Source organism: Lysobacter sp. CFH 32150 (assembly GCF_022758295.1).
Lineage (GTDB): Bacteria > Pseudomonadota > Gammaproteobacteria > Xanthomonadales > Xanthomonadaceae > CFH-32150.
The window spans coordinates 205,831-219,088 of sequence record NZ_JALDWJ010000002.1 but is presented as its reverse complement, the minus strand read 5'-3'; the positions used below and the strand labels follow the sequence as shown (position 1 = coordinate 219,088).

The 13,258-nt window shown below is 64.5% G+C and carries 10 protein-coding genes; 6 read left to right on the top strand and 4 right to left on the bottom strand.

The annotated features are described in order from the left end of the window. The first annotated feature begins 97 nt into the window (after positions 1 to 97). The 3 genes from MO486_RS04405 (at position 98) to MO486_RS04395 (ending at position 3,181) form a co-directional block, all read left to right on the top strand. A complete protein-coding gene (locus tag MO486_RS04405; RefSeq protein WP_242904858.1) occupies positions 98 to 895 on the top strand; it encodes an amidohydrolase in 798 nt (265 codons plus the stop codon). 88 nt (positions 896 to 983) lie between these two features. Then, entirely contained in the window at positions 984 to 2,417 is a 1,434-nt protein-coding gene (locus MO486_RS04400; protein WP_242904857.1) for a nodulation protein NfeD, read from the top strand. A 2-nt stretch (positions 2,418 to 2,419) separates the two neighbouring features. Beyond that, complete coding sequence (locus MO486_RS04395) at positions 2,420 to 3,181, top strand: slipin family protein (protein ID WP_242904856.1); 762 nt, start codon at positions 2,420 to 2,422, stop codon at positions 3,179 to 3,181. A gap of 6 nt (positions 3,182 to 3,187) precedes the next feature. Here MO486_RS04395 and MO486_RS04390 read toward each other — a convergent pair whose 3' ends face one another. Further along, on the bottom strand, positions 3,188 to 4,591 hold the full coding sequence (locus MO486_RS04390; RefSeq protein WP_242904855.1) for a GntP family permease: 1,404 nt from the start codon (positions 4,589 to 4,591) through the stop codon (positions 3,188 to 3,190). Positions 4,592 to 4,752: 161 nt separating this feature from the next. On the opposite strand from MO486_RS04390, the gene MO486_RS04385 reads away from it, so the two are divergent. Further along, positions 4,753 to 6,978, top strand: a complete 2,226-nt coding sequence (locus MO486_RS04385; RefSeq protein ID WP_242904854.1) for a TonB-dependent receptor — start codon at positions 4,753 to 4,755, stop codon at positions 6,976 to 6,978. A 131-nt stretch (positions 6,979 to 7,109) separates the two neighbouring features. Continuing rightward, positions 7,110 to 10,445 carry a PAS-domain containing protein gene (locus MO486_RS04380; protein WP_242904853.1) on the top strand — a complete coding sequence of 1,112 codons (3,336 nt, stop codon included), beginning with the start codon at positions 7,110 to 7,112 and terminating at the stop codon, positions 10,443 to 10,445. 73 nt (positions 10,446 to 10,518) lie between these two features. Here the strand turns inward: MO486_RS04380 and MO486_RS04375 are convergent, their stop codons facing one another. After that, complete coding sequence (locus MO486_RS04375; RefSeq protein ID WP_242904851.1) at positions 10,519 to 11,187, bottom strand: hypothetical protein; 669 nt, start codon at positions 11,185 to 11,187, stop codon at positions 10,519 to 10,521. A 322-nt stretch (positions 11,188 to 11,509) separates the two neighbouring features. Between MO486_RS04375 and MO486_RS04370 the strand changes: the two genes are divergently transcribed. Beyond that, positions 11,510 to 11,764 (top strand): hypothetical protein, encoded by a 255-nt coding sequence (locus MO486_RS04370; RefSeq protein WP_242904850.1) that lies wholly within the window; start codon positions 11,510 to 11,512, stop codon positions 11,762 to 11,764. A gap of 51 nt (positions 11,765 to 11,815) precedes the next feature. Here the strand turns inward: MO486_RS04370 and MO486_RS04365 are convergent, their stop codons facing one another. Continuing rightward, positions 11,816 to 12,475, bottom strand: coding sequence for a response regulator transcription factor (locus tag MO486_RS04365; RefSeq protein ID WP_242904849.1), 660 nt, complete (start codon positions 12,473 to 12,475; stop codon positions 11,816 to 11,818). Positions 12,476 to 12,484: 9 nt separating this feature from the next. Continuing rightward, entirely contained in the window at positions 12,485 to 13,249 is a 765-nt protein-coding gene (locus tag MO486_RS04360; protein WP_242904848.1) for a 3-hydroxybutyrate dehydrogenase, read from the bottom strand. Between the last annotated feature and the right edge of the window lie 9 nt (positions 13,250 to 13,258).

Genomic DNA, 13,258 nt, shown 5'->3' with positions numbered 1-13,258 from the left:
GGCTGCATTTGTGGGAGCGACGTAAGTCGCGATCATCAGGTCACATCGCGACTTACGTCGCTCCCACAAAGAACGAAAAGGAAAGAACTGGGACTTTATGAACAACCTGCGTATTTCCCTCGTCCAAGGCGACACCCGCTGGCACGATCCAGCCGGCAACCGCGACTATTACGGCCACCTGATCGCACCGCTGCACGGCACCACCGACCTGATCGTGCTGCCGGAAACCTTCACCAGCGGCTTCAGCAATGACGCGATCTCGCAGGCCGAAAGCATGGACGGTCCAACCGTCGCCTGGCTGCGCGAGCAGTCGCGCAAACTCAATGCGGCGATCACCGGCAGCGTCCAGATCCGCACCGACGAGAGTGTCTTCAACCGATTGTTTTTCGCCACGCCTGATGGCGCGTTGAAGCATTACGACAAGCGCCATCTGTTCCGCTATGCGAAGGAACACGAGCGTTACGCCGCAGGGCGCGACCGCCTGACGGTCGAATGGAAGGGTTGGCGCATCTGCCCGCTGGTCTGCTACGACCTGCGCTTCCCGGTGTATTCGCGCAATCGCTACGATGTCGAACGCAAGGGCGGCCTCGATTACGACCTGCTGATCTACGTCGCCAATTGGCCGTCGGCACGCGCGTATCCGTGGAAGACGCTGCTGCGCGCCCGCGCCATCGAAAACCTGTGCTTCGTCGCCGGCCTCAACCGCGTCGGCACCGACGGCAATGGCCTGCATTACGCCGGCGACAGCGCCGTGATCGATTTCCTCGGCCACCCGCTCAGCGAATCCACCGACGAAGAACTGGTCACGACCACCACGCTTCCCGCCGCCGAACTGCTGGCCCATCGCGAGCGTTTTCCGGCCATGCTGGACGGGGATGCGTTTACGCTGGCGTAGGGAAGTGGCGTCTTACCACTTCCTTTACGAATACTGGAGTTAACTGAAACTCCAAGCGGTTCGCGTCGCATCACCCCGAGGGGTGGTCATGAGGCTGGACGGACAAGCGTTGTTGTTGGCTTGCGGGTTGATGCTGGCCGCTGCATTGCCGGCGACGCCGCCTGCATCGCAGACCGCGGGTGCCAAGCCCGACGGTGTGGCACCCGTGATCCTGCTGGAAATCGAAGGCGGCATTGGTCCGGCTACGCGCGATTACATCCAGCGTGGCCTCAAACGTGCAGCCGCCGAGCACGCGCCTGCGGTGGTGCTGCGCATCGACACTCCAGGCGGACTCGATGCCGCCACTCGCGACATCAACCGCGCCATCCTGGCCTCCGAAGTGCCGGTGATCGCGTGGGTTGCACCACAAGGCGCGCGTGCCGCCAGCGCCGGCACCTACATCGTCTATGCCTGCCATCTGGCGGCGATGGCACCAGCCACGTCGTTGGGCGCAGCGACACCGGTGGCGCTGGGTGGGCCTGGTCCCGGGTCCGCACCGGGCACCGCGCCGAAGAAGGAAGACGAGACGCCGAATAAGGACGACGGCAAAGCCGACGGCAAGCGCAAGGACACACCGCGCGACGATAACGCAATGATGCACAAGGCGATCAACGACTCGGTCGCCTACCTGCGCAGCCTTGCGGAACTGCGTGGCCGCAATGCCGACTTCGCTGAGGCCGCGGTGCGCGATGCCGCGACCCTGACAGCCGCCCAGGCGCAGTTGCAGAAAGTGGTTGAGATCATCGCCGACAACATCGACTCGCTCTTGCGCCAAGCCAATGGCCGTAAGGTCAAGTTGCGCAAAGGCGATGTGGTCCTTGCGACGGCTGCTCGATCCGTGGTCGCCGTCGCGCCCGACTGGCGCTTCAAGCTGCTGGCAGTGATTACCGAACCGACGGTCGCCTATCTGCTTCTGCTGGTGGGCTTGTACGGCCTGCTATTCGAAGGCTACAGCCCTGGCGCTGTCTTCCCTGGAGTGGTTGGCGCGATCAGTCTGCTGATGGCGCTGTACGCATTACAGGTGTTGCCGGTCAATTACGCCGGTGTCGCGTTGATCGTGCTCGGTGTCGCCTTGATGACGGCAGAAATCGCGATGCCCAGCTTCGGTTCGCTCGGAATCGGTGGGCTGGTCGCGTTGATCGTCGGCTCGCTGATCCTGTTCGACACCGAAGTGCCGGGTTTCGGTGTGCCTGGACAGCTCATCGTCGGTATCGGCGTGGCCAGCGCTCTGGTGTTCACGACCACAATCTGGCTGGCGGCGCGCGCCCGTCGGCGCCCGGTGGTGACTGGTGTCGAGGAATTGGTCGGACATATCGCCATCGCCATGCGCGATTTTGATGGTCGCGGCCAGGTGCAGATTCGCGGCGAACTCTGGCAGGCCGAATCGCCCGCGCCGGTGCGCCGCGGCCAGCCGGTGCGCGTGCAGGCGCTGGATGGCCTGGTATTGCGCGTCACCCCGGTCAACGAAGCTAAGGGAGTCTAGCCATGGGCATCATCGTGTACTTCCCGGTACTACTGATTGCGCTGGTGTTACTGGCCACTGCGATCAAGATCCTGCGCGAGTACGAGCGCGGCGTGGTGTTCCAGCTCGGCCGCTTCTGGAAGGTCAAGGGGCCGGGGCTCATCATCCTGATCCCGATCGTGCAGCAGATGGTACGCGTCGATCTGCGCACCATCGTGATGGACGTGCCGCCGCAGGACGTGATTTCTCGGGATAACGTCTCGGTGAAGGTCAATGCGGTGGTCTACTTCCGCGTGGTCGACCCGCAGAAAGCGATCATCAACGTCGAGCACTTCTACGAAGCCACCAGCCAGCTCGCCCAGACCACGTTGCGTTCCGTGCTCGGCAAGCACGAACTCGACGAAATGCTGGCCGAGCGCGACAAGCTCAACGACGATGTCCGCACCATCCTCGATGCGCAAACCGATGCATGGGGTATCAAGGTCGCCAATGTCGAGATCAAGCACATCGACCTCAACGAAACCATGGTGCGCGCGATCGCCAAGCAAGCCGAAGCCGAGCGCGTGCGTCGCGCCAAGGTGATCCACGCTGAGGGCGAGCTGCAGGCTGCCGAGAAACTGGTCGAGGCCGCCAAGCTGCTCGGTGCCGACCCGCGCGCGATCCAGCTGCGTTACCTGCAGACCTTGACCGAGATCGCCGGCGAGAAGAGCTCCACCATCGTGTTCCCGCTGCCGATGGACCTGGTCGAGCCGATGTTGACCCGGCTCAAGGGCGCATCACCATAGCGTCGTTCAAACCAGGCCGGTGCCGTAGAACACGCCGATCACCACGAACACCGCCAGCGTCTTGATCACGGTGATCGCGAAGATGTCTTTGTAGGCCTGGCGATGGGTGAGGCCGGTAACGGCGAGCAGGGTGATCACCGCGCCGTTGTGCGGCAAGGTATCCATACCGCCGGACGCCATCGATGCGATGCGATGCAGCACTTCCATCGAGATCCCTGCGGCCTGTGCATTGGCGATGAAAGTTTCCGACATCGCTGCGAGCGCGATGCTCATCCCGCCGGACGCCGAGCCGGTGATGCCGGCGAGCGCGGTGACGGTGATTGCCTCGTTGACCAGCGGATTGGGGATGGCACTTAGCGCGTTCGCGACGACGAGGAAGCCTGGTAAGGCGGCGATCACCGCGCCAAAACCATATTCCGATGCGGTGTTCATCGAAGCGAGCAGGGCTCCGCCGATGGCATGGCGGGTGCCGTCGGCGAAACTCGCCATCACCGGTTTCCATGCGAAGGCCAGCACGGTGGCGATGCCGACCAGCAACGCGCCTTCGACGGCCCAGATCGCAGCGACTTTCGACACTTCCTGCACTACCGGCGTGGCGTTTCCCATCACCGCCGGCACGAATTCATGACTACTGCCGTAGACGCGTGGAATCCATGTGGTCAGCAGTTTGTTGGCAACGCCGACCAGCACCAACGGCAGGATCGCGACGAATGGATTGGCCAGTGCACCGCCGGCAAACACGGCCGGTTCGTTGAGCAGCGTCGAGGGATCGCCATAGCCTTCGCCGTTTGCGGCGGCCTTGCGTCGGCGCCATTCGAGGTAGGCCAGACCCAGGATCAGGATGAAGACGCCACCGACCGTGCCGAGGATCGGCGCGGCCCAGGAATCGGTGCCGAAGAATGCGGTGGGGATGATGTTCTGGATTTGCGGCGTGCCTGGCAGCGAGTCCATGGTGAAGGTGAACGCGCCGAGCGCGATGGTGCCGGGGATCAGGCGCTTGGGGATGTCGCTCTGGCGGAACAATTCTGCCGCGAACGGATAGACCGCGAAGACCACGACGAATAGCGACACGCCGCCGTAAGTGAGCACCGCGCAAACCACGACGATCGACAGCATTGCGCGGCCGGCACCGAACAACCGGATGGTGGCGGCGACGATCGCCTTGGAGAAACCCGAGATCTCGATCAGCTTGCCGAAGATCGCGCCGAGCAGGAACACCGGGAAGTACAGCTTGAGGAAGCCGACCATCTTGTCCATGAACAGGCCGGTGAACATCGGCGCAACCAGCGAGGGATCGGTCAGCAGCACCGCACCGAGCGCGGCGACCGGCGCGAACAGGATGACGCTGTAGCCGCGGTAGGCCACCAGCATCAGAAAGCACAGCGCGGCCAACACGATCAGAAAGGACATTCCTTCGCTCCACGGCGATCCCCAGGCCGCGAGTGTCGGGAATGCAGGGTCACGCGGCCCATTGTCCGAAGGTACGATGCCACCCGCAGCGGGGCGGCCCTAGCCTTGCGGGCAATGGCGGCAGGGGGCCGCTGGCAAGACATACCCGCAGGAGGGACGTAATGAGGCGCAAGCATCTGAGTCTGGCGATCGGTTCCGCGCTGCTCGCATCGGCGATGGGGTCACCGCTGGCACTGGCGCAGGACACCGCACCTGCCGCCACCAAGTCCGAACCCAAGACGCTCGACGTCGTCACTGTGACCGCGCGCAAGCGGGAGGAGACGCTGCAGGAAGTCCCCGTCGCCGTCACTGCCTTCACCGCAGATGCGCTGGACAAGCTCAACGTCGAGGACCTGGGCGATCTCGACGCGCAGGTACCCAACCTGACGATCTACGCCGCGCGTGGTTCTAGCAGCACCATCACCGCTTATATCCGTGGCGTCGGCCAGTCCGATCCGCTGTGGGGCGTCGATCCCGGTGTTGGCATCTACATGGACGACGTCTACATCGCACGTCCGCAGGGTGCGTTGCTCGATGTGTTCGACGTCGATCGGGTGGAAGTGCTGCGCGGTCCGCAGGGCACGCTCTACGGCAAGAACACCATCGGCGGCGCGATCAAGTACATCTCCAAGCCGCTGTCGCCGGAATTCAACGGCTACGGCCAGGTCACGGTCGGCAATTACGGCCAGCGCGACCTGAAGGCAGCGGTCGGTGGTGGACTCGGCGGAAACGATGCCCTGCGCGCGCGCCTGTCGGTCGCCGACCTGCATCGCGATGGCTTCGGCGAGAACATCGTCACCGGCGAGGATGTCAGCGACAAGAAGATCAAGGCCTTCCGCTTCAACATCGGCGCGTACGTAACCGATGACGTGAACCTGCAGTTTGCAGTCGATCACATGGACGACACTTCCGGTGTCCGCGGCGCCCAGATGCTGGCGCCGAACCGCTTCGTGCCGGGCACGCTCCCGCTCGACGATCGCTACGACGTCCGCAACGGCATGCCGAACATCAACGACACCGAAATGCTCGGCGTCTCGGCGGCCGTGAACTATCGCTTCAGCGAGGACTGGAACTTCAAGTACATCTGGGCCAAGCGCGAATCGGACACCGAAACCAACATCGACTTCGACACCCTGCAGAACAAGATCGCCGACGTAAAGGCGTTTTACAGTGACGAGCAGGTCAGCAACGAGTTCCAGGTCAATTACGATGCCGGCGGGCGTTCCCGCGGCGTGATCGGCATCTACGCCTTCGACGGCGAGGCCGGTGGCCAGGTGCTCAACAACTTCTTCAACCTGCTCTTCGGCGACACCCAGGGCACGGTCTACACGGAAAGCGTCGCTGCATACGCCGACTGGTCGTTCAACCTGACCGACAAGCTGGAACTCAGCGTCGGTGCCCGGTATACCGACGAGGACAAGCACGCGGTGGTGTTGAACCGCGGCTACAGCGACGCGACTTACACCAATCCCATCAGCGTTGCCGCCAACTTCGACAAGACCATCAACTTCAAGAATGTCTCGCCGAAGATCTCGCTGGACTACCAGATCACGCCCGACATCATGGTCTACGGCCTGGCGTCGCGCGGCTTCAAGTCCGGTGGCTTCAACATCCGCGCGCAGGCCACCGCGGTGCCGCGCTCGGCGGAGCCGTTCGAGGACGAGCAGGTCGACAGTTACGAGGTCGGCACCAAGATGGGCCTGTTCGACCAGCGGCTGTTCCTCAACCTGGCCTATTTCCACAACAAGTACGACGACATCCAGCTGTCGATCTTCACCGGTTACGACAGCAACGGCGACGGCGTCGACGACGCGTTCTTCGGTGATTTCACCAACGCGGGCGCCGGCACGGTGCAGGGCTTCGAGGCCGAGTACCAGTGGCTGCCGACGGAGCACTGGCTGATCTCCGGCAACCTTGCGTGGCTGGATGCGCAGTACGACGAGTACCTGTTCAAGGGCTTCAACATCGCCCACCAGCAGGAATTCACCAATGCCCCTGAATTGTCCGGCGCACTGAACGTGGAGTACCGGACCGACCTCGGCGGTGCCGGCAGCCTGTCGGCGCGCGTCGGCTATTCCTGGCAGGACGATGTCGTAGCCACCACGGAAGTCGTCTTCGATCCGGTGTTGCGCACCTCGGTATCGCCGATCACGCAGGATGGCTACGGCCTGGTCAACGCCGGCGTCATCTGGAAGGCCAACGATGCGTGGACGGTGTCGCTGCAGGGCACCAACCTGGCCGACAAGGAATACCGCACTACCGGCTACGTCCTGCCGACACTCGGCGTGCGGACAGGCTTCTACGGCGCACCGCGCCAGTACACGCTGAGCGTGCGTTACGAGTTCTGAGTATTCCGCCACACCCCGAAGTGGCGCGAATCCAGCGGCGGGCCTCGGCCCGCCGCTGCGTTATGCTCGGTTCGAACCAGAGCCAAGGGCGTGGGCGCGGTCGTGATGCAAGCGCAAGCTGAGACTGTTCCGTGTTGAGCGTGGGCGTCGTCGTCCTGGCGGCCTTGCTCTGGCTCGGCGCGCTGTTCGGCGTGGCGTTGTACGCGGAGCGCCGGCCGGCCGTACTCGCATCACGATGGCCATACGTCTATGCGCTGTCGCTGGCCGTGTACTGCACGTCGTGGACGTTCTACGGCACCGTTACCCAGGCCGCGCGCTACGGCTGGCCGCTGCCGCCGACCTTCGTCGGCACCATCCTGCTATACGCGTTCGCGGCGGTGGCGATGGTGCGCCTGGTGCGCCTGGCTCACGCATCGAATGCGACCTCGCTGGCCGACCTGATCGCGACCAGGCTCGGCAAGGATTCCTGGGTGGCCGCGACCGTCACTGCGGTCGCCGCGCTCGGCCTGATTCCGTACATCGCATTGCAGCTGAAAGCCGTGGCGATGAGCTACGCGATGCTGACGCGTTCTGGCGCCGAGGTTCCGCAGTCGCTGTGGCAGGACGGTGCGCTGTACGTGGCGTTGTCGATGGCCGTGTTCGCGATGCTGTTCGGCACGCGCCGGGTCAGTGCTGCCGAGCACAACCGCGGCCTGGTGCTGGCGATTGCCTTCGAATCGATCTTCAAGCTGGCGGCGATGCTCGCGCTCGGGGCGTTCGTGGTGTTCGGGCTCGACCTGCCGGACGTCGCGGCGAAGGTCCCGCAGTCGGAGCCTGACGCCGGCGGCTTCATGCCGCTGGTCCTGCTCGGTGTGCTGGCGATGTTCACCTTGCCGCATCAGTTCCACGTCGGGGTGGTCGAGTGTCGCGACGAGTCGCACGTGCGCACCGCGCGCTGGCTGTTTCCGCTGTACCTGCTGCTGATCGCGTTGCCGTTGCTGCCGCTGGTGCGTGCCGGCGATGCCTTGCTTGCGGGCACCGGCTTGTCGTCGGACCTGTACGTGCTGGCGTTGCCACTGTCGCAAGGCCAGGATGGGCTGGCGCTGTTCGCTTTCCTCGGCGGCCTGAGCGCAGCGACCGGCATGGTGGTGGTCAGCACGCTCACGTTGAGCCTGATGATCGGCAATCACTGGCTCGCGCCCGGCCTGTTGCGCGGCGCGTGGTTGCACTCGCGCGGCGGCGACCTGCGCGGCACGGTGTTGTTGCTGCGTCGGCTCGGCATCGTCGCGATCATGTTGCTGGCCTGGGCCTACAACCGGTTGATCGCGGGCAACGATGCACTGGCCGATGTCGGGGCGGTGTCGTTCTCGGCATTGGCGACGCTGGCACCGGCGCTCGGGTTCGCTGTATGGCGGCCGCAAACGCCGCCGCGCGCCGTGGTAGCCGGCATCGTTGTCGGATTCTCGATCTGGTGCTGGGCACTGCTGGTGCCGCTGGCGGCGCAGGCACGCGGCATCGCGCCGGAGTGGCTGCACGACGGACTCTTCGGAGTGAGCTGGCTGGCACCGGATGCGTTGTTCGGGCTGACCGGCTGGAGCCGGCTCGGCCGCGCGGTGGCATCGAGTCTGTTCGTGGGCACGCTGGCGACGTTCGCGGTTGCGGCGTGGCGGCAGGGGCCGCGTCGCGAAAAGCGTGGTTTCGACCTGCGCACGCTGCGCAACGCCGGTCGCCGCTTCCTGCCGGAGCCGCGTCTGGACGAACTGCTGCAGGACGCTCCGGCGAGTGGTCCGGTGCCGGCAGCGATCGAGGCGCGCCTGGAACACGAACTCGCCGCGGTCCTCGGCAGTGCTTCGGCCCGCCTGTTGCTGGACGCGGCGCAGCGCGAAGTCGGCGCCGACCTCGACACCGTCGCAGCGATCGTCGGTGAGGCATCACAGGACCTGCGCTTCAACCAGCGCCTGCTCGAAGCGGCGATGGAAAACATGAGCCAGGGCATCAGCGTGGTCGATGCGCAGTTGCGGCTGGTGGCCTGGAACCGACGCTACGCCGAACTGTTTGGATTCCCCGAGGAGTTGCTGCATGTCGGCCAGCCGGTGGCGGACCTCGCCGCCTGGGCGTTGCAGCGTATGCCGCACCACGACACGAACGAGCGCGCGCTGGAACGCCGACTGGCGCACATGCGCGCCGGCACGGCGCACCTGTCCGAGCGCGTGTTCCCGGACGGCAGCATCGTCGAGATCCGTGGCAATCCGATGCCCGGCGGCGGTTTCGTGGCGACCTTCACCGACGTCACCGCATTCCGCCGCGCCGAGGCCGCGCTGATCCAGTCGAACGAAACCCTCGAGGAGCGCGTCGTCGACCGCACCACGCTGCTGGAGCACGCCAAGCGCGAAGCCGAACGCGCCAACGATGCCAAGAGCCGCTTCCTTGCCGCGATCGGCCACGACCTGCTGCAACCGCTGCATGCCGCACACCTGTTCACCGATGCACTGTCGCAACAGTTGTCCGATGCGGGCCAGCGCGCATTGGTGGCGCAGACGCGCGGCGCATTGGATTCGACCACCGACCTGCTGACCGGCCTGCTCGACATGTCGCGCCTGGAAGCGGGCGGCTTGTCGGCACAGCTGCGCGATTTTCCACTCGCCGAAATACTTGATCCGCTGGCATCGGAATTCCGCGCCCTGGCTGCGGAACGCGGATTGGAGTTCCGTTACGTCCCCAGCCGCCTATGGGTGCACAGCGATCCGCAATTGCTGCGCCGTGTGCTCCAGAATTTCCTCGCCAATGCGGTCCGCTACACCGCGCGGGGTCGAGTGCTGTTCGGCGCGCGCCGCGAGGGCGACACACTGCGCATCGAAGTCCACGACAGCGGCCCGGGCATCGCGGACGATCAACAGGGCGCGATGTTCGAGGAATTCCGCCGAGGCGAGGATGCGGCCGGGCAGGGACTGGGGCTCGGATTGGCGATTGCCGAGCGCATGGCGCAATTGCTCGACGCACCGTTGTCGCTGCTTAGCCGGCTCGGTGTCGGCACGATGTTCGCGATCAGTGTGCCGATCGCCATCGCGCCAGCAAGGGAAGATATGGCGCTATCGGATGCGCGTGTGCGTCTGCCCGGCACCCACGTATTGGTCGTCGACAATGAGCCGATGGCGCTCGATGCACTGCAGCGCCTGTTGCAAGGCTGGGGTTGCACGGTGAGCGTGGCCAGCGGCGGAGATGCCGCGCAACGTGCGCTCGCCGATCGTGTGGCCGACCTGTGGCTGTTCGACTACCACCTCGACGACGACGACACCGGCGTCGCGCTGTGCGATCGACTGGTGCAGGCCCATGGCGCGCGACCCGCCGTCATCCTGAGCGCCGATGTGGGCGAGGGCGTCCGCCGCGCGGTGCACGAAGCCGGTCTCCCGCTGTTGATCAAGCCGCTCAAGCCACTGGCGCTGAAGTCGGTGCTGGACCGGCTGCTGGCTGCACGGACGGTTCAGTAGGGTCGATTCGCCCTGCAGCGGAGGAGAAGCGATGGCTTCTTCTCCGTCTTGGCCCCGCTTCGCACTGCAGGCTTTATTTCTTGAGCTTCGCAGGGAACTGCTTCGCAATCCCGTCGGTGAGCGCATCGGCGAACATGAGCATGTGCTCATGGCCTTCGTCGTATGCCTTGATGTCCGCCGCCCAGTCCTTGTTGAGCCTGGCGACGACTTCTCCGGTCGTGAGATCCAGATGCTTCTGCAGCATCGCTTCCAGGTCCGCCTTTGGCCAATGCGAATTGGCGGTGCTCAGGAAGGCGGCGATGTCCTTTCCGTTTGCCGACCACTTGGCTTGGGCGGCCGTCAATGGCTCCTTGTCGCCCGCCTTCGCCGCCGCGACCACTTCGGTGGCGATCGTGATGTGGTCGCGCAACAGCGCGGCTAGTTTGTTTCCCGCATCTTCGCCGTAGTACGGCTTGATCGCCACCCCGATGTCGTCCTGGTTCTGGAGCAGACGCTTGGCGACGGCATCAGTGTCGGGCAAGCCGGCCAATGCGCTGATGATGTAATTGCGGGTGTAGGTGATGTGGTCTTCCCACAATTTCCTCATCGCAGCCTTCAGTTCTTCCTTGCGCTCGGCCTTGGATGCGCCCTGCATGCTGGCGCTGGCAGCAGCAACAAGATTCGCCTCCGGTGCAGACTGTGCGATGGCGGCCGGGCTGGCCAAAGACGCCGTGAGTAGTAGTGCCAGGATGATCGCTTTCATGATGCGATTCCTCCTACGTGAGAGACCGATCATTAGGCGCGCCGCCGTGAAACCAGCGTAAAACGGCCCAGTCATAACGAAGCCCGGAATAGCTCAGCGATATCGGCTGCCATATCGTCGAGGCGCAATGCCATGCGAACGATCATTGCGATTCACGCCAAGATAACAATCGAAATTCATGGAGCAGCGGCCGTGTCCGCCTAACGTCATTCAGAACGTTTGAAGATTTGCGCCATGAAGCATTCTGGATGCATGAACCGTTCACGTTCGGCCCGGATGCAGCGCACGTCAGCAACCTCTTCACATATTTGGGAATTCCGCCATGCCTACTTGCACCGTCCGATACAACGTCCGGCTCATCCCGAAAATTCCAGAGGCCCAGGCCATGAACGCGATCGGGATATTCACCGAAGAACGTGCCCCGAACGAACAGGGTGACCCCGGCCCCCTGATTTCGCGCCGGCTCAATAATTTCAGCGGCCCGGCCGGCAGTTCTCTCAGGGAAATCGTCAGGCACGGGAATACATGGCAGATGGACGTGCAGGATCGGGTTGGCCCATTGGAATGGGATGCCTGAGCGAATCTCAGCGGAGATCAACCGGTTGCCGAAGCCGTTGCGCGCGTACCGCTACAACTGCCGCGCCGGATCGCTCAGTTCCAACTCCCGCAATACCACGCCCGCCTGGGTGCGATTGCGTACGCCGAGGCGTTCGAAAATAGCGGTCAGGTGCGCTTTGACCGTGCGTTCCTGCACGTCGAGGCGGTCGGCGATCTGCTTGTTGAGCAGGCCTTCGGCGACCAGCACCAGCACGCGGAACTGCTGCGGCGACAGGCTGGCCAGGCGCGCGGCGAGGTTGGCATCGTGCGTCGATGATTGCGCGCGCGCTGCCGAGCTACGCAATGTCGCCGGAAGCCATTGTTCGCAGGCGAGCACGGTGCGGATCGCGTTGCGCAGTTCGTCGAGGCCGGAACTCTTGGGCAGGTAACCGGCGGCGCCATGGTCGAGCGCACGGCGCACTACGCGAGGATCGTCGTTGGCGGAGACGACGACCACGGCCACGCCGGGATACTGCGCACGGACCGCTGCGAGGCCGGCGAGGCCATGGTTGCCCGGCATGTGCAGGTCGAGCAGCACGAGGTCGATGTCAGGTTCGCTCTCGAGTACGGCGAGCACGCCGTCGAGTGAATCGGCTTCGCGTACCTGCAGGTCGGCGACAGCGTCTGCTGCGGCACCGCGCAGCGCAGCGCGGAACAGCGGGTGGTCGTCGGCAATCAGCAGGGTGGGCATGCGGTGAAGCTACTGGATCGTCCAGCCGCCGTCGACGTCGATGGTGTGTCCGGTGATGTTGCGTGCGGGCGGCGAGATCAGGAACGCGGTGATGCCGGCGAGTTCGTCGAAGCCGATGAACACGCCTTTCGGCATCGGTTTCAGCATGACTTCGCTGACTACCTGCGCCTCGGGGATGCCGCGCGTGCGCGCCTGGTCGGCGATCTGCTTGTCGACCAGCGGGGTCTTCACGTACGTCGGGCAGATGGTATTGATGGTGATATCGACGTCGGCGGTTTCCAGCGCGACGACTTTCGAGAAGCCAAGCAGGCCGTGCTTGGCGGCGACGTAGGCGCTCTTGTACGGACTGGCGACCAGCGAATGGATCGAGCCGATGTTGACGATGCGGCCGAAGCCGCGCGCGCGCATGCCTGGCAGCAACGCACGCGTCAGCCGCGCGACGCCGACCAGCATCACCTGCACCAGGAAATCCCACTTCGGCATCGGGAATTCCTCCAGCGGCGCAACATGCTGCAAGCCCGCGTTGTTGATCAGGACCTCGACCGGACGCGATACCGCGGCGACTGCCGTGGCGACGCTGTCGTCGGAGGTCACGTCGAGCGCCAGCGCCTCGGCAGAACCGCCGGATGCGCGGATCTGCCCGGCCACGGCGATAGCGGCGCCGAGATCGAGGTCGGTGACGACGAGATGGTGGCCGGCGCCAGCCAGCTCGGTGGCGACACCGGCACCGATACCGCTGCCAGCGCCGGTGATCAGGATGCAGCGAGCGGTCATGGACTGCGG